This is a genomic window from Methylobacterium sp. Leaf88 (assembly GCF_001422795.1).
Taxonomy (GTDB): Bacteria; Pseudomonadota; Alphaproteobacteria; order Rhizobiales; family Beijerinckiaceae; genus Methylobacterium.
Genome location: NZ_LMMK01000001.1, coordinates 246701 through 262164, shown reverse-complemented (window position 1 = coordinate 262164; position 15464 = coordinate 246701). Strand labels below are relative to the sequence as shown.

The 15464-nt window shown below is 68.7% G+C and carries 17 protein-coding genes and 1 other RNA gene; 9 read left to right on the top strand and 9 right to left on the bottom strand.

The window, feature by feature from the left end:
- The first annotated feature begins 178 nt into the window (after window positions 1-178).
- Window positions 179-1807 carry a CTP synthase gene (locus ASF20_RS01060; RefSeq protein ID WP_056216838.1) on the top strand — a complete coding sequence of 543 codons (1629 nt, stop codon included), beginning with the start codon at window positions 179-181 and terminating at the stop codon, window positions 1805-1807.
- Window positions 1808-2043: 236 nt separating this feature from the next.
- The gene (locus tag ASF20_RS01055; protein WP_056269894.1) at window positions 2044-2346 is read left to right on the top strand and encodes a hypothetical protein; all 303 of its coding nucleotides are present in this window, start codon (window positions 2044-2046) and stop codon (window positions 2344-2346) included.
- A gap of 10 nt (window positions 2347-2356) precedes the next feature.
- On the opposite strand, the gene ASF20_RS01050 is transcribed toward ASF20_RS01055, so the two are convergent.
- Both ASF20_RS01050 and ASF20_RS01045 read right to left on the bottom strand, forming a co-directional pair.
- Entirely contained in the window at window positions 2357-2587 is a 231-nt protein-coding gene (locus ASF20_RS01050; RefSeq protein ID WP_056269892.1) for a hypothetical protein, read from the bottom strand.
- Window positions 2588-2756: 169 nt separating this feature from the next.
- Complete coding sequence (locus ASF20_RS01045; protein ID WP_244476279.1) at window positions 2757-3620, bottom strand: alpha/beta hydrolase; 864 nt, start codon at window positions 3618-3620, stop codon at window positions 2757-2759.
- Between the two features lie 351 nt (window positions 3621-3971).
- Here ASF20_RS01045 and ASF20_RS01040 point away from each other — a divergent pair, with 351 nt between their 5' ends.
- Genes ASF20_RS01040 through ASF20_RS01030 form a run of 3 tightly spaced genes read left to right on the top strand, consistent with a single transcriptional unit; the run spans window position 3972 to window position 6433 of the window.
- On the top strand, window positions 3972-4424 hold the full coding sequence (locus ASF20_RS01040) for a DNA polymerase III subunit chi (RefSeq protein WP_056269888.1): 453 nt from the start codon (window positions 3972-3974) through the stop codon (window positions 4422-4424).
- A gap of 40 nt (window positions 4425-4464) precedes the next feature.
- Window positions 4465-6030, top strand: coding sequence for a peptidase S10 (locus ASF20_RS01035; protein WP_056269885.1), 1566 nt, complete (start codon window positions 4465-4467; stop codon window positions 6028-6030).
- A 10-nt stretch (window positions 6031-6040) separates the two neighbouring features.
- Complete coding sequence (locus ASF20_RS01030) at window positions 6041-6433, top strand: hypothetical protein (protein ID WP_200927174.1); 393 nt, start codon at window positions 6041-6043, stop codon at window positions 6431-6433.
- Between the two features lie 9 nt (window positions 6434-6442).
- On the opposite strand, the gene ASF20_RS01025 is transcribed toward ASF20_RS01030, so the two are convergent.
- The 7 genes from ASF20_RS01025 to ASF20_RS01000 all read right to left on the bottom strand — a co-directional run bounded on the left by ASF20_RS01025 (window position 6443) and on the right by ASF20_RS01000 (window position 10980).
- Window positions 6443-7456, bottom strand: a complete 1014-nt coding sequence (locus ASF20_RS01025) for a peptidoglycan -binding protein (protein ID WP_056216859.1) — start codon at window positions 7454-7456, stop codon at window positions 6443-6445.
- Between the two features lies 1 nt (window position 7457).
- Entirely contained in the window at window positions 7458-8453 is a 996-nt protein-coding gene (locus tag ASF20_RS01020) for a MotA/TolQ/ExbB proton channel family protein (RefSeq protein WP_056269882.1), read from the bottom strand.
- Between the two features lie 141 nt (window positions 8454-8594).
- Window positions 8595-9416 carry a TIGR00282 family metallophosphoesterase gene (locus tag ASF20_RS01015; RefSeq protein WP_056269881.1) on the bottom strand — a complete coding sequence of 274 codons (822 nt, stop codon included), beginning with the start codon at window positions 9414-9416 and terminating at the stop codon, window positions 8595-8597.
- Window positions 9417-9425: 9 nt separating this feature from the next.
- Window positions 9426-10034: a 5-formyltetrahydrofolate cyclo-ligase gene (locus tag ASF20_RS01010; RefSeq protein WP_056269878.1), complete on the bottom strand. Its 609-nt coding sequence runs from the start codon at window positions 10032-10034 to the stop codon at window positions 9426-9428.
- Window positions 10024-10181: non-coding RNA, 6S RNA (gene ssrS, locus ASF20_RS22990), on the bottom strand. The genes ASF20_RS01010 and ssrS overlap by 11 nt, the downstream gene beginning before the upstream one ends.
- Window positions 10182-10302: 121 nt before the next feature.
- Entirely contained in the window at window positions 10303-10662 is a 360-nt protein-coding gene (zapA, locus tag ASF20_RS01005) for a cell division protein ZapA (RefSeq protein WP_056216876.1), read from the bottom strand.
- Between the two features lie 36 nt (window positions 10663-10698).
- Complete coding sequence (locus ASF20_RS01000; RefSeq protein ID WP_082501108.1) at window positions 10699-10980, bottom strand: DUF4164 domain-containing protein; 282 nt, start codon at window positions 10978-10980, stop codon at window positions 10699-10701.
- A gap of 425 nt (window positions 10981-11405) precedes the next feature.
- Between ASF20_RS01000 and gap the strand changes: the two genes are divergently transcribed.
- From gap to fba, 4 genes are all read left to right on the top strand, one after another.
- On the top strand, window positions 11406-12413 hold the full coding sequence (gene gap, locus ASF20_RS00995; protein ID WP_056269871.1) for a type I glyceraldehyde-3-phosphate dehydrogenase: 1008 nt from the start codon (window positions 11406-11408) through the stop codon (window positions 12411-12413).
- 70 nt (window positions 12414-12483) lie between these two features.
- Complete coding sequence (locus tag ASF20_RS00990; RefSeq protein ID WP_056269867.1) at window positions 12484-12951, top strand: hypothetical protein; 468 nt, start codon at window positions 12484-12486, stop codon at window positions 12949-12951.
- A 35-nt stretch (window positions 12952-12986) separates the two neighbouring features.
- Entirely contained in the window at window positions 12987-14189 is a 1203-nt protein-coding gene (locus tag ASF20_RS00985) for a phosphoglycerate kinase (RefSeq protein WP_056269866.1), read from the top strand.
- A 193-nt stretch (window positions 14190-14382) separates the two neighbouring features.
- Window positions 14383-15456: a class II fructose-bisphosphate aldolase gene (fba, locus tag ASF20_RS00980; RefSeq protein ID WP_056269863.1), complete on the top strand. Its 1074-nt coding sequence runs from the start codon at window positions 14383-14385 to the stop codon at window positions 15454-15456.
- The last annotated feature ends 8 nt before the right edge of the window (window positions 15457-15464 follow it).

Genomic DNA, 15464 nt, shown 5'->3' with positions numbered 1-15464 from the left:
GTGAACCGCGGGGTTATCCAGACACCCGGCGTCCAAGTGCTCGGACAAGTGCTCGGACGCCGCTCCTCGTTGCAACGCCGATCGAACGACGTCCTCGCCGCGCATGCGCAGGTATCGCGGGGGATAGGCGTTTTTGTTGTTTGGCGAATCGTTCTCCCTTGTTTATGGACCGAGGCCCATGACGCGGTACGTATTCATCACCGGCGGCGTGGTTTCCTCGCTGGGCAAGGGTCTCGCATCGGCGGCGCTCGCGGCCCTGCTGCAGGCCCGGGGCTACAAGGTCCGCCTGCGCAAGCTCGACCCTTACTTGAACGTCGATCCGGGCACGATGAGCCCGACGCAGCACGGCGAGGTGTTCGTCACCGACGACGGCGCCGAGACCGACCTCGACCTCGGGCATTACGAGCGCTTCACCGGCCTCGCCGCGACGCGGGCCGACAACATCACCACCGGGCGGATCTACCTCGACATCATCACCAAGGAGCGGCGCGGCGATTACCTCGGCGCGACGATCCAGGTGATCCCGCACGTGACCAACGCGATCAAGGACTTCGTCCTCGAGGGGAACGAGGCCTTCGACTTCGTGCTGGTCGAGATCGGCGGCACGGTCGGCGACATCGAGGGCCTGCCGTTCTTCGAGGCGATCCGGCAGCTCGGGCAGGAGCTGCCCCGCGGCGCCACCGCCTTCGTGCACCTGACCCTGCTGCCCTACATCCCCTCCGCCGGGGAGCTGAAGACCAAGCCGACCCAGCACTCGGTGAAGGAGCTGCGCTCCATCGGCATCCAGCCCGACATGCTGCTCTGCCGCTGCGACCGGCCGATCCCGACGGACGAGCGGCGCAAGCTCGGCCTGTTCTGCAACGTCCGCGAGACCGCCGTGATCGAGGCCCGCGACGTCGCCTCGATCTACGACGTGCCGCTCTCCTACCGCGAGGCCGGTCTCGACCGGGAGGTGCTGGCGCATTTCGGCCTGCCCTCGCAGGACGAGCCGGACCTGTCGCGCTGGCGCACGATCTCGGAGCGGGTGAAGAACCCCGAGGGCGAGGTCTCCATCGCCATCGTGGGCAAGTACACGGGCCTCAAGGACGCCTACAAGTCGCTCACCGAGGCGCTGACCCACGGTGGCATCGCGCATCGGGTCAAGGTCAACCTCGAGTGGATCGAAGCCGAGGTGTTCGAGCGCGAGGATCCCGCACCGTTCCTCGAGGGCATCCACGGCATCCTCGTCCCGGGCGGCTTCGGCCAGCGCGGCGCGGAGGGCAAGATCCGCGCGGCGCGTTATGCCCGCGAGCGCAAGATCCCGTATTTCGGCATCTGCTTCGGCATGCAGATGGCGGTTATCGAAGCGGCCCGGGCGCTCGCCGGCGTCGCGGAGGCCAACTCGACAGAGTTCGGCGAGACCCGCGAGCCGGTGGTCGGGCTCCTGACCGAATGGCTGAAGGGCAATGAGCTCGAGCGCCGCGCCGCGGCCGGCGACCTCGGCGGCACCATGCGCCTCGGCGCCTATCAGGCGAGCCTGCGGCCGGATTCGAAGATCGCCGAGATCTACGGCACCACCGACATCTCCGAGCGCCACCGTCACCGCTACGAGGTCAACATGGCCTATCGCGAGTGCCTGGAGGCGAAGGGCCTGCGCTTCTCGGGCCTCTCGCCGGACGGACTCCTGCCGGAGACCGTCGAGCATGTCGGGCATCCCTGGTTCATCGGCGTGCAGTTCCATCCGGAACTGAAGTCCCGCCCGTTCGAGCCGCATCCGCTCTTCAAGAGCTTCATCGGCGCTGCCATCGTCCAGAGCCGTCTGGTTTAGCCAGGTATCGGAACGGCCGTGCACCGACCGTCTTCGCCGGCCTGCGGCCTGACGCGTCGTTCCCGGCTTGCGGGAGCGACGGTCGGGCCGACGGACGGCTGTTCCGGCCGGGCTCAGACCCATGCCTCCGGGGCATCGCCCGGGCGGGTACGGCGGCGCCCGGCTCCTGGGGAACGTCGCCCCCGTTGCTCCATTGACTGTTCACACGGGGTCGCTGCCCCACAGGGAGTCATGGAATGCCGCCGATCTTCACCGCCGATTTCGAAACCCGCCGCGATGCCGAGATGAGCGTGGAACACCTCGTTCAGGAGCGCGGCATCGACCGGAACGCGATCACGGTTGTGGCGGCGGGCGATCGCAACAGCGCCGGTACGGAACAGGCGGGGGGCGATCTGGAGGACGGCCGGAGCAAGGGCGAGACCGAGGGGGAGCCTGCGCTGACGGGGGCGATCCAGGTTCGGGTCGACGCCGAGGCCGCGCAGAAAGGCGTCATCGACGAGTCGTTCTCGACCTTCGGTGGGCGGACCGTTCAGCGCTGACGCGCGCGGCTCACGCCGCCAGCGCGATGACATCGGTGTCGGGCCGCGCCGTCTCGCGCGGTCCGAACAGGTGCTGATGCAGGGCGTTCGGGCAGTGGACGCGTCCCGAGGCGTCGGTGATCCGCACCTCGGTCATCCCCGCGATCATCAGCGACCAGCCCTGCTCCACGGCGCCCAGGACGGAGCTGTGGCGGAAACTGAAGCACCGCTCCAGGACGCGCGCGCTGACGGTGAAGCTCACGGGATGAGATCCTTGGCTGGTCGCTCGGCACCCGGCTTCGGGCATCCGGCGAGATCGGGAGATGGGAGCCGTGCGGCGCCTGTGGCTGCGCCGACGGGTTGCGTGTGCACCGCAATAATGGCTTCCGGTTGACAAACGCTGAGCGAAAACGTGCGGCGCGCGAATTCGATCAACCCTGCGCGGGATCGTGACCGGCGATGGCACGGACGGCGTTCACGACGGCCCCGGGATGCTGGTGGTGCAGCATGTGACCGGTCCTCGTCAGGAGGGTGAACGCCGCCTCCGGGATGAGCCGCGAGGCCCAAGAGCCGTGTCGCGGCGTACTGACGACAAGATCTGAATCGCCGCCGAGAATCCGGACGGGTACCCGGCAGGCCGGATACGCCAGCGCGCTTCGAATCAGGCCGGCCATCAGGCCGGCCGCGTCCTCGCCTTCGGCCACCAGCTGGTCTGCGGTGCCGGCCAGCCCGAACGGATTGGCGGCGGCGTAGTCCGGCGGCATCGTGGCCGGCAAAAACATCGCGTTCCACAGGAGCGGCAGCAGCGCAGGGTCCATCGTGCGCCCGAGGAGGTCGGACGCGAAACGCCCACCCGGCACCGCCCGAGGGCCGAACAGCAGGTGTTCCAGGCGCGGCTCGGGAAAGCAGATCGGCGCCAGGGCGACGACACCGGCGATCTCGTCGGGAAACCGAAGGCCGTACGCCAGCGCCAGCGCGCCACCGAAGGAATGCCCGACGATGATCGGCCGCTCCAGGCCGAGCGCCCGAACGCCCTCCCGGATCAGGGCGGCCTGCCGCCAGAGTTCGGCGTCGGCCGCGCCCCGGCGCCGGCTGAAACCATGGCCCGGACGGTCGACGGCGATGACCCGGAACCGCTCGGCGAGGTGAGGCACCAGGCCGAGCCACATGTCTTCCAGGGACATCAGCGTCCCGTGTATGAGCACGACGGGCGATCCGGTCCCGGCTTCGGCGTAGGCGAGCGTACGCCCCTCGTGCAGGTCGATGGTCGATCGCGGCACGAGGCGCTCGGACACCGCGGGCGAGATCCTCCCGACCGGGCCGGCGATGGGTGCGATCTCCATCAGGACGAACGCCGGTTCCGCCCGGCGGGGGATGCGGACGCGGCGAACCCCCGTCCGCTCGAGGCGCCCGTCATCACCCCGCGCCGATCGTTCGGCGCATGTCCGTGTGGCATGGTGGTCCTTCCCCCGACGGTTCCGGCAGATCGCCTGCCGCGTCCTCGAACGGTGACGCGCGGAAGGGCCGCCGGTTCTGTTCCGTGCCCGCACCTGCGCGGTTTTCACGCGTGGATTCGCGCGCCGCAAGAGGCGCGGCGCGCGGCCATGCGGCTGGCTTTGGCGCAGCGTCGGACTACCTTGCAGCCTGTGACCGAGATCCTGTTCTATCACCTCCAGAACCAGCCCCTCGAAAAGGTGCTCCCGAACCTGCTGGAGCGCTCTCTGGAGCGCCAGTGGCGTGCGGCCATCCAGGCGGCCAGCGAGGAGCGGCTCCAGGCCCTGGACGACCAGCTCTGGACCTACAGCGACGACAGCTTCCTGCCGCATGGGACCGATCGCGACGTCGACGCGGCCAGCCAGCCCGTCGTGCTGACTCTGAAGGATGCGAACCCGAACGCCGCGTCGATCCGCTTCCTGGTGGAGGGCGCCGACCTGCCGCCCGATGCCGCCGACTATGCACGCATCTGCGTGCTGTTCGACGGCACCGACCAGGAGTCCCTGCTGCGCGCCCGTGCGCAGTGGAAGGAGGCGAAGGCCGCCGGACACACGATCGCCTATTGGCAGCAGGACGACGACGGCCGTTGGCAGAAGAAGGCCTGACGTCGCTGCCGCATTCCGACCATCGCCGAGAGGATCCGCCATGAGACGTCTCGCCTTCGGCCTCGCGGCCCTGCTGATCGCGACCTCGCCGCTGCAGGCGCAGCCCGCCCCGCAGCCCGCCCCGCAGGCGGAGCGTCCGGCCGAGGCGCGAAAAGCGCCCGAGCCGCGCGCCACCCAGGGCGGCAAGCTCCCCGCGGACGCCGTCACCGAGCACAGCGTCACCCTGCCGGATGGGCGCACGCTCGCCTTCACCGCCCGTGCCGGCAGCCTGCCGCTGGTGGACGAGGCCGGCAAGCTCCAGGCGGAGATCGCGTTCATCGCCTACACGCTGGCCGGCCAGGGCGCTGGGAAGACGCGCGATCCGGCGCGCCCCGTGACCTTCGCGGTGAATGGCGGGCCGGGCGCCGCCTCCGCCTACCTCAACATCGGTGCGATCGGGCCTTGGCGCCTGCCGGTGGAGGGCGCCAGCATCAGCCCGTCGGCGCCGATCGGCCTCGTGCCGAACGACGGAACCTGGCTCGACTTCACCGACCTCGTGTTCCTCGACCCCGTCGGCACCGGCTACAGCCGCGCGGCCGACGGAGATGCCAAGCGCTACTGGAGCATCGACCCCGATGCGTCCGTGCTGGCCTCGGCCATCGCCCGCTGGCTCCGCACCAACGACCGCATGGGGGCGCCGAAATTCTACGTCGGCGAGAGCTATGGCGGCTTCCGCGGGCCGTTGATCGCCGCGAAGCTCCAGGAGGAGATCGGCATCGGCCTGTCGGGCATGGTTCTGCTCTCGCCGGTGCTCGATTTCGCCTGGCTGCAGGCACCGCGCACGACCCCCTGGGGCCACGTGATCAAGCTGCCGTCCTTCGCCGCCGCCGCCATCGAGCGGGCGGGCGGCATCCCGACGCGCGAGACCATGGCCGACGCAGAGGCCTACGCCACCGGACCCTACCTCGCCGATCTCCTGAAGGGGCCGTCCGACAGCGCCGCCGTGGCACGACTCGGCGACCGGGTCGGCGCCCTGACCGGGCTCGACCCGAGCTTCGTGCGGCGCCAGGCCGGGCGTCTCTCCGGCCAGAGCGTCCAGCGCGAGATCGGCCGCGACACCGGCCGGGTCGCCAGCGCCTACGATACGGGCGTGACCGGATGGGACCCGGACCCGAATGCCGCCCATTCGGGCTTCGAGGACCCCCTGCTCACCGCGCTCCAGGCGCCGCTGACCAGCGCGATGATCGCGCTCTACACCGACACCCTGAACTACCGGGTGCCGGATCTGCGCTACGAACTCCTCAACGGGGCGGTGAACCGGGGCTGGACCTGGGGCGGCGGTCGCTCGGCGCCCGAATCCCTCGGCGCCCTGCGCGGCGTGCTGTCCCTCGACGGCAACATGCGGGTGCTGGTCGCCCACGGGTATACCGACCTGGTCACGCCGTATTTCGCGTCGAAGCTCCTGATCGACCAGATGCCGGCCTATGGCGGCGGGCGTCTCGATCTCGCCGTGTACCCGGGCGGGCACATGTTCTATTCCCGACCGGATTCGCGCGCCGCGTTTCATCGGGACGCGGCGGCTCTCTACGCGGCCGCGCTCAGCGCGCGGGGCCCCGCGCAGCGCTGAGGACCCCGTCGTGCCTGCTTCCACCGACCCGCGCCTGCTGATCCTGGCCGTGCTCGCGGCCTGCGGCCTGTCCGCCTGCACCAGCACCGAGACCCGGCGCACGGAGACTCCGGCACCCGAGCCGCTCCCCGTCGCCGTGCCGAAGCCCGCACCGGCCCCGACCTTCCAGGGACCCGTCCTGACGGGGGACGGCACCTGCACGGCGCCCGCGCCGGCGAGCGCCGCCGCGATCGAGATCGGCATCGGCGAGTGCGACCTCGTCCGCCTGAAGGGCAAGCCCCCGACCGACGTGCTGGTGGGGGAGGGGCGCGCCGGCCGCGAGGTGCAGGTGCTCTACAACGAGCCCGGCGCGAAGGAGCTGTACTTCTTCGTCAACAACCGGCTCGACCGCATCGTCAAGTGAGCGACCGGCTCAGCGCTCCGTGAGCTTCATCTCGATGCGCCGGTTGCGGGCATAGGCCTCCTCGGTGGTCCCGGCCTCAAGGGGCTGAAACTCGCCGAAGGCGGCGGCCAGGAGGTGCTGGGGCGGGATGCCCTTTGCGACCATGGCCTGCACGACCGCGATGGCGCGGGCCGCCGACAGGGCCCAGTTCGAGGGAAACTGGGCGCTGGCGATGGGCCGCGCATCGGTGTGGCCGTCGATGCGCAGCACCCAGGGAATGTCGGCTGGGATCTGCTTGGCGAGGTCGAGGATCGCGCCGGCGATGCGGTCGAGTTCGGGGCCGGCCTCCGCCTTGAGGCTGGCGGAGCCCGCCGGGAACAGCACCTCGGATTGCAGGACGAAGCGGTCGCCGACGATGCGGATGTCCGGGCGGTTGCCGAGGATCTGGCGAAGGCGGCCGAAGAAGTCCGAGCGATAGCGCGCGAGTTCCTGCACCTTCTGGGCCAGGGCCACGTTGAGGCGGCTGCCGAGGTCGGCGATGCGGGCCTGGCTCTCGCGGTCGCGGTTCTCGGAGGCCGCGAGCGCATCCTCGAGGGCGGCGAGCTGGCGCCGCATCGCCGCGATCTGCTCGTTCAGGAGATCGATCTGCGCGGCGGCGCGGGCGGTGTTGGCGCGCTCGGCCGCCAGTTGCTTGTCGACCTCGCCCTGGCGCCCGGCCGAGCCCTGCGACGCTTCGGCCTGCGCCCTGAGGCGATCGCGGTCGGCCTGCGCTCCGAGGAGGGTGTTGCGCAGGGACGAGGCCTGCTCCTCCTGCGTCTTCCGGGTCGAGCGCTCCAGGGCCAGCAGGTCCGTCAGGTCGGCGATCTGGCGATTGAGCCGGGTCAGCACCGAGTCCCGGCCGCTGATCTCCTGGGAGAGGAAGAACTGGCCGACCACGAAGATCGTGAGCAGGAACACGACCGCCAGCAGCAGCGTCGCCAGGGCGTCGACGTAGCCCGGCCAGACGTTGAGGCTCCGGTCGCGGCGACCGCGCGTGGAGGCCATGTCAGCTCCGCTCGCGGCCCAGGCGCTCCAGCACCTGCTTCAGCTCGCGCTCGCGGGTCGCCTGGGCCTCGACCCAGTCGCGGATCATCTGCTGCTCGGCCCGCATGTGCTGCACGAGCCCCTGGATGCCTTCCGCGAGATTCGTCATGGCCTGGGTGGCGACGCGCCCATTGGCGCCCTCCGCCACCACGGCGGTCAGGCGGTCCACCGCCTCCTTCAGTTCGCGGGCGCTGGCGGGATCCTGTACCGGGAGTGGCGCGGGTTGCGCCTTCGTCGGGGCCGCGACCTCGACACGACCCTGCGGTATTTCGCCGGAGAGGAGCCAGTCCTCCAATTCGTTGTGGAAGCGCGCATGCGCTTGCCCGGCCTGCAGGTCGAGGAAGCCGATGATCAGCGAACTCGCGAGGCCGAACAGGGAGGCCGAGAAGGCGAGGCCGATGCCGGAGAGCGGAACCGCGAGGCCGTTCTTCAGCTCGTCGAACATCGCCGCGGCCTCGCCGCCGCCCCGCATGGTCTTGATCACCGACCCGACCGCGCTCAGCGTGTCGATCAGGCCCCAGAACGTTCCGAGAAGGCCGAGCAGGATCAGGAGGCCCGAGACGTAGCGCAGGATTTCCCGGCCCTCGTCGAGGCGCGCAGCCGCCGTGTCGAGGAAGGCGCGGCTGGTGGGCAGGGTGATCCCGTCCGGCCGGGCGGCGATGGCGGGGGCCAGGGGCGCCATCAGGGGCGGCGGCCGGCTCGGGCTCTCCCCCGCCGCCACGGCGTTCACGTAGCTCACCTCCCGATAGAGCCGCACCACCTGACCGAAGGCCAGCAGAACCGCGATGAGCAGGACCCCGAGGATGAGCCCGTTGAGGCCCGGATTGGCGAGGAAGGCCGGGGTGATCTGCCGGAACAGGACGAAGGCGAGGAAGCCGACCAGGATCAGGAAGACCAGCATCCGGACGAGGTAGATGCCCGGCTTGGCGATCGTCGCGGGTGCGGGGGGGGTCGCCATCGGCTCGGGCACACTCTCAACGCGGAACTGTCGGCCCGCGGGGAGCGAGCGGGGCGAACGCGCCGGCACATTGCAGGGTGGTTCGGCGCCGATCAAGTCGCGCGTGGTCTGGTTCCGTGGATGGGCGCTCCGTTGCGCCGGCTAATCCCACGCCCGCGGCCAGGTCTCCTCCAGATGGGGTCCGAGGCGCACCGCGGCCACGCTCTTGGCGAGGCCCGTCGCATCGTCGGTCTCCACCGCGATGCCGCAAAGCGTCCCTTCGCCCTGGGCCGCCTCCAGGCGGGTACCGGGCGTCTTCTGCAGGAACCGGCGCAGAGGCTCGTCCTTCTGCATGCCGAGGATCGAATCGTAGTCGCCGCACATGCCGGCATCCGAGAGATAGGCGGTGCCGCCGGGCAGGATCCTGTGATCCGAGGTCGGGGTGTGGGTGTGGGTGCCCACGACCAGGCTGGCCCGGCCGTCGAGGAAATGACCGAAGGCCTGTTTCTCGCTCGTGGCCTCGGCATGCACGTCGACGATGACGGCATCCGCCACGGCGCCCAAGGGACAGACGGAGAGCTCCCGCTCGGCCGAGGCGAAGGGATCGTCCAGGGCATCCATATAGAGCCGACCCATGACGTTCAGGATGAGCACGCGGGCGCCCTTGCGGGTCTCGACCACGGTGGCCCCGCGGCCCGGCGTGCCCGGCGGATAGTTGGCCGGACGGACCAGACGGGTCTGCCGCTGGATGAAGACGAGGGCCTCGCGCTGGTCGAAGGAATGGTTGCCGAGCGTCACCGCGTCGGCCCCCGCCTGGAGGAGCTCGTCGCAGATCGCTTCCGTCAGGCCGAATCCGCCGGCGGCGTTCTCGCCGTTGATAACCACGCAGTCGAGGCGCCAGCGCTCACGAAGGGCCGGCAGGCGGTCCGAGATGACGGTCCGGCCGGGGCGACCCACCACGTCGCCGAGGAAGAGAATGCGCATCGCGGGACGTCAGGTCCGTATCAGCGGGACCGGCCCCGCTTCGGTGACGAGATGATCGAGGGGCTGGTCGTGCGGCTCGGAAGGAACCGTGTCCACGGCCTGGACCGAGAAGGCGATCCCGATGGTGAGCACGGGACCGTTTCGCGAAAGGCGCTCAATGGCTTGGTCGTAGTAGCCGCGTCCATAGCCGATGCGATGACCACGCCGGTCATAGGCCGCCAGCGGCACGAGGAGCGCGGTGGGATCGAGGGGCGGCAGATCGTCGTGCGGTTCGCTGAGCCCGAAGCGACCGGCGACGAGAGCCTCACCCTCGCGCCATTCCCGGAACACCAATCCGTTGGGCGTGACCTTCGGCAGGGCGATGCGCTGGCCACGCGCGAACAGGAGGCGGGCGAGGGGGCGTGGATCGACCTCACTGCGGATGGGCCAGAAGGCCCCGACGATCTCGACCTTGGCGAGGGCCTCGATGGTCATGACCGTCTCGGCAATCTGCAGCGAACCGATGCGGCGATCCTCCTTTCGGAGAGCGTCGCGGCGGGCCAGAGCCTCGTTGCGCAGGGCCGCCTTGCGGGCGGGAACGGATGTTTCGGAGGGAGAAAGATCTGAGTGCGGAGCCACGTGAGCCGTTGGAGTGTCGATCCCGGGAAACCTACAATGTAGGTGGGCGCCGTGTTGGCCAAGTCCAGGGACAAGGCCAGGGACAGCTCCCTGGGGAGTCGATAAGGCCCCGGGGAAAAGTTCTCCTGACGGACCCGGCAGCCCCGCCATTCCCATGTAGCGTCGGCCTGCGGCCCGCGCCAGGGGGGCGCTGGTTCGACTCGCAGAATTCATGGGCGAGATCAGCGCTGACACGAGCCGCCGCCCAACATTCCGGCGCTCGAGATCGTTAGCCGGCCGAAATGACGTGCGCTAGGCGCTCGACCCGCTCGGCACAGCGGACGAGCTCCTCGGCAAGCCGCTCTTCCTCGGCCGCCCGGACCGCTTCGGCCGATTCCACTGTCTCCCTGAGAGCGGCAGCTTCCTGCTCCAGCGCGGCGAGACGTCCCTGTACCTCCTGCAATTCATCTGCCTGCATCAAGGCTGCCATCACGTGGAGGCGCATGTCGCCGATCTCGCCGAAGGTCCGGCGCATTTCGCTGATCCGTCCATCGAGCCCTTCCGCGAGGGCGGTCAGGTGCGCCTCCTCGCCGTCGGCACACGCCATCCGGTAATTCTTGCTGTCGATGGTGACGTTGATCTGGGGCATCGGGCGTCGGGTCACTGGAGCGTTGCGATTTCAAACTTAGCGGAGGGCGCGGGCCGGTGTCAGCATGCCCTCGACGGCGTCGATCGCTCGTCCGAGGCGATGGTCGACATCGGCCGAAGTCGCCTCGACCTCCGCGAGGCGCGCGCTGGCCGCATCGAGTTCGGCGGCGAGCCTCGCCCGGTCCTCGCCCATGATCGCGAGCTCGGTTTCCAGGTCGCTGGGGTCACGCTCGGCCTCGAAACGTTGCGCGACCGCGCCCTCCAGCCGTGAGAGCACGGCTTCAAGACGCTGCAGCGCCAGATCGATGGTCTGGCTCACGGAGGAATGCCCTTCTCTTCTACCTGCTGCTATCGGACGAAGTCGTTCGCGCCATGCCCGGACACCTGTACGGTATCCACCGGGAAACGGTTATCCACCCCCTGCGCCGCGCCATGTAACCTTTGCCTCGATTTGTCACCATGTTAGAGACCGGCCGCTCGCAGACCGGCTATACGGCAGCACGCGACGCACTCAGGCGAGAGGGCAGGGACCTGTCAGCCACCCTGGGTTCGTCTTGCCGCGCGCTACCTCGGTCTTCGGCTGCGATCGCGCGCCCGAGCCTGCGCGGCAGTTCATCTGTCGTTCAATCGGGACTCGCACAGAGCGGGCGACGGATCGAGGCCTGCCGTTCGGGCGAGCCGCGACGATCAAATGGCTGGAGGGTGCTGCGTGGCCGGCGCCCGATTATGGGAAGGACTCACGCCGTGTCGGTGAAGGTTGCCATCAACGGGTTCGGACGCATCGGCCGCAACGTTCTGCGCGCCATCCATGAGGCCGGCCGCCAGGACATCGAGGTGGTGGCGATCAACGATCTCGGCCCCGTCGAGACCAATGCCCACCTGCTTCGCTTCGATTCGATTCACGGCCGGTTCACCGCCAAGGTCGAGGTTGACGGCGACTTCATCGTCGTCGACGGCAAACGCATCAAGGTCACCGCCGTGCGTAACCCGGCCGAGCTGCCACACCGCGAGCTCGGCGTCGATATCGCCCTCGAGTGCACGGGCATCTTCACCTCGAAGGATAAGGCAAAGGCGCACCTCGATGCCGGAGCCAAGCGCGTTATCGTCTCGGCGCCCGCCGACGGCGCCGACCTGACCGTGGTTTACGGCGTCAACCACGACAAGCTGACCGCCGACCATCTCGTCATCTCGAATGCGTCCTGCACCACCAACTGTCTCGTCCCGGTGGCCAAGGTGCTCAATGATCTCGTTGGGATCGAGCGCGGCTTCATGACGACGATCCACTCGTATACGAACGACCAGCCGTCGTTGGATCAGATGCACAAGGACCTCTACCGGGCCCGGGCCGCGGCGCTCTCGATGATCCCGACCTCGACCGGCGCCGCGAAGGCTGTCGGCCTCGTGCTGCCGGAACTTAAGGGCAAGCTCGACGGCACCTCGATCCGCGTGCCGACCCCGAACGTCTCGGCCGTCGACCTCGTGTTCACCGCAAAGCGCCAGACCACGGTCGAAGAGATCAACACCGCGATCCGAGGCGCTGCGGACGGCCCGCTGAAGGGCGTGCTGGCCTACACCGACCAGCCAAACGTCTCGATCGACTTCAATCACGATCCTCACTCGTCGACCTTCCACCTCGATCAGACCAAGGTCATGGACGGCACTTTCGTGCGCATCCTGTCCTGGTACGACAACGAATGGGGCTTCTCGAACCGGATGGCCGACACGGCCGTGGCCATGGGCAAGCTTCTCTGAGCCGCATCGCCGTATCCTGACGGATCGAACGTTCCCGAGGACGAAGCGAGACCAGCATGGTGTGCTTGACATGACAGAGACCTCCCCCTCCGAACGCGGCTTCATTCCAGGCACCTCAGCGCTCCCGCCCCCGGCGTCCGCGCCGGCGGCAACCCCGGCCGCTCCGACCACCGCACCCTCCGTGGTGGTCGGGAAGGCGGAGCCCCTGCCGTCGTTCGGCAGTACTCCGGGAAGCGATCAGCTCGCCCGGATCGAGGACAAGTGCTCACGGATCGAGGACAAGTACGCCCGCTCCGAGGCGTTGCTGTCGCGCGTGGAGGAGAAGGTCGAGGGCGCCGCCGGCCGCATGAACGAGGCGGCCCGCCAAAGTGATCTCTCCGCTCTGCGAAGCGAGGTCCGTGCCATCGCGGACCGCACACGCGGCCTGCCCGGCTCCGGCGCACTCGTGCTCACCGCCATCATCACCGCCGTTCTCACGGTCGCGCTGACCATCGCGGCTCAGCGCTTCCACCTGGATGCGTTGCTGCCCCCGCGCTGATCGCCCCGTCCCGCCCGTCTAATGTCAAGGCTCCGATGACCGCTTTTCGCACCCTCGACGATGCCGGCCCGCTCCAGGGCAAGCGCGTGCTCCTGCGTGTGGACCTAAACGTGCCGATGGAGGGTGGGCGTGTCACCGACGCCACCCGCATCGAGCGGATCGTGCCGACCATCAACGAGATCGCCGGCAAGGGCGGTCGCGTCGTGCTGCTGGCCCATTTCGGACGCCCGAAGGGCAAGCCCGTCGCCGCAGAATCGCTGAAGCCCGTAGTCGAAACCTTGAGCCGAAAGCTCGGCCGTCCCGTCGCCTTCGCGGAGGATTGCGTGGGCTCGGCGGCGGCGGACGCTGTCGCGCGCCTGCAGGACGGGGACGTCGCCCTCCTCGAAAACACCCGCTTCCATGCCGGAGAGGAACAGAACGACCGGGCCTTCGCCGAGCAGCTCGCTACCAATGGCGACCTCTACGTCAACGAGGCCTTCTCGGCCGCGCATCGCGCACACGCCTCCACCGAGGGCTTGGCCCATCTGCTGCCGGCCTATGCGGGTCGCCTGATGCAGGCGGAGCTCGACGCTCTGACCAAGGGGCTCGAAGCCCCGACCCGCCCGGTCATCGCCCTCGTCGGCGGTGCCAAGGTCTCCTCCAAGATCGACCTTCTCCAGAACCTCGTGGCGAAAGTCGACATGCTTGTTATCGGCGGCGGTATGGCCAACACCTTCTTGCACGCGCAGGGTAAGGCAGTCGGCAAGTCGCTTTGCGAGAAGGATCTCGCCGACACCGCCCTGCGCATCGTCGAGGCGGCCCAGGCGGCCAAGTGCCGTATCATCCTGCCGGTCGACGCGGTCTCGGCCTCCGAGTTCAAGGCCAACGCTGCGCACGAGACGGTCCCAGTCGACGCCGTGCCGGAGACCGGCATGATCCTCGATGCCGGTCCCGCCTCAGTGGCTGAGATCAACGCGGCCATCGACGAGGCTGCCACCCTGGTCTGGAACGGCCCGCTGGGGGCCTTCGAGCTGACCCCGTTCGATGCCGCCACCGTAGCGACCGCCCGGCACGCGGCCGAGCGGACCCAGGCCGGCAAACTCGTCTCGGTGGCCGGCGGCGGCGACACGGTCGCGGCGCTCAACCATGCGGGCGTGGGCGAGACTTTTTCCTACGTGTCTACCGCGGGCGGCGCCTTCCTCGAGTGGCTCGAGGGCAAGGAACTGCCCGGTGTCGAGGCCCTGCGGGCCAAGGGCTGATCGCATCCGCGACGCGGTCTTTTGCGGGATGACAGTCTCCGTCACGCAACGCGGCGTCCCCGGAATGCTGTCCTGCGAGAGTTGCAACGGATCCGCAAAGGTCCGAAATGACGAACGAATTCGGAAGGCTCGCGTTTTCTGGCGCGACGATTGGCGGATCGCCTCGGCGGCGATCGTATCTGAGGAGAAACCCATGGCCCGCATCACCCTGAGGCAACTCCTGGACCATGCCGCCGAGCATGAATACGGCGTGCCGGCGTTTAATCTCAACAACATGGAGCAGGGCCTCGCCATCATGGCGGCGGCGGATGCGACTGACTCCCCGGTAATCCTGCAGGCGAGCAAGGGCGCGCGCGCCTATGCCAACGACATCGTGTTGGCCAAGCTTATCGACGGCCTCGTAGAGATCTATCCCCATATTCCCGTCTGCATGCACCTCGACCACGGCAGTGACGAGGCCACCTGCGCCACGGCGATCCAGTACGGCTTCACCTCGGTCATGATGGACGGGTCGCTGAAGGCCGACGGCAAGACCCCGGGCGACTACAACTACAATGTCGAGATCACCCGCAACGTCACCAAGATGGCCCACTGGGCCGGCGTCTCGGTCGAGGGCGAGCTCGGCGTGCTCGGCTCCCTGGAAAGCGGCCGGGGCGAGGCCGAGGACGGCCACGGCGCTGAGGGCGTGCTCAGCCACGACCAACTCCTCACCGATCCCGACGAGGCCGTGAAGTTCGTGGAGGCCACCAAAGTCGACGCGCTCGCGGTCGCCATGGGCACCTCGCACGGCGCCTACAAGTTTACCCGCAAGCCCGACGGCGACGTCTTGGCGATGAACGTCATCGAGGAGATCCACCGCCGCCTGCCCACGACCCACCTCGTGATGCATGGATCCTCATCGGTGCCGCAGGACCTTCAGGACATCATCAACCAGTATGGCGGCGAGATGAAGCCGACCTGGGGCGTGCCGGTCGAGGAGATCCAGCGCGGCATCAAGCATGGCGTTCGCAAGATCAACATCGACACGGACAACCGGATGGCGATGACGGGCCAGATTCGGAAGATTCTGGCCGAGAACAAGGCAGAGTTCGATCCTCGTAAGTACTTGAAGCCTGCCATGGAGGCGATGACCAAACTGTGCAGGCAGCGCTTCGAGGAGTTCGGTACCGCCGGCCAGGGTTCCAAGATTCGCCCGGTTTCCGTGGCCACCATGGCCAAGCGTTATGCCAACGGCTCCCTCGATCCGAAGATCGGCGCATTGAGCTGAGGCGCCGG

Bases quoted from the DNA above. Each gene is read 5' to 3' on its own strand.
- fba (WP_056269863.1), top strand. From the start codon at position 14,383: ATGGCCCGCATCACCCTGAGGCAACTCCTGGACCATGCCGCCGAGCAT.
- ASF20_RS01025 (WP_056216859.1), bottom strand. From the start codon at position 7,456: ATGGCCTCCACGCGCGGTCGCCGCGACCGGAGCCTCAACGTCTGGCCG.
- ASF20_RS00990 (WP_056269867.1), top strand. From the start codon at position 12,484: ATGACAGAGACCTCCCCCTCCGAACGCGGCTTCATTCCAGGCACCTCA.
- ASF20_RS01035 (WP_056269885.1), top strand. From the start codon at position 4,465: ATGAGACGTCTCGCCTTCGGCCTCGCGGCCCTGCTGATCGCGACCTCG.
- ASF20_RS01055 (WP_056269894.1), top strand. From the start codon at position 2,044: ATGCCGCCGATCTTCACCGCCGATTTCGAAACCCGCCGCGATGCCGAG.
- ASF20_RS00985 (WP_056269866.1), top strand. From the start codon at position 12,987: ATGACCGCTTTTCGCACCCTCGACGATGCCGGCCCGCTCCAGGGCAAG.
- ASF20_RS01020 (WP_056269882.1), bottom strand. From the start codon at position 8,453: ATGGCGACCCCCCCCGCACCCGCGACGATCGCCAAGCCGGGCATCTAC.
- ASF20_RS01015 (WP_056269881.1), bottom strand. From the start codon at position 9,416: ATGCGCATTCTCTTCCTCGGCGACGTGGTGGGTCGCCCCGGCCGGACC.
- ASF20_RS01060 (WP_056216838.1), top strand. From the start codon at position 179: ATGACGCGGTACGTATTCATCACCGGCGGCGTGGTTTCCTCGCTGGGC.
- zapA (WP_056216876.1), bottom strand. From the start codon at position 10,662: ATGCCCCAGATCAACGTCACCATCGACAGCAAGAATTACCGGATGGCG.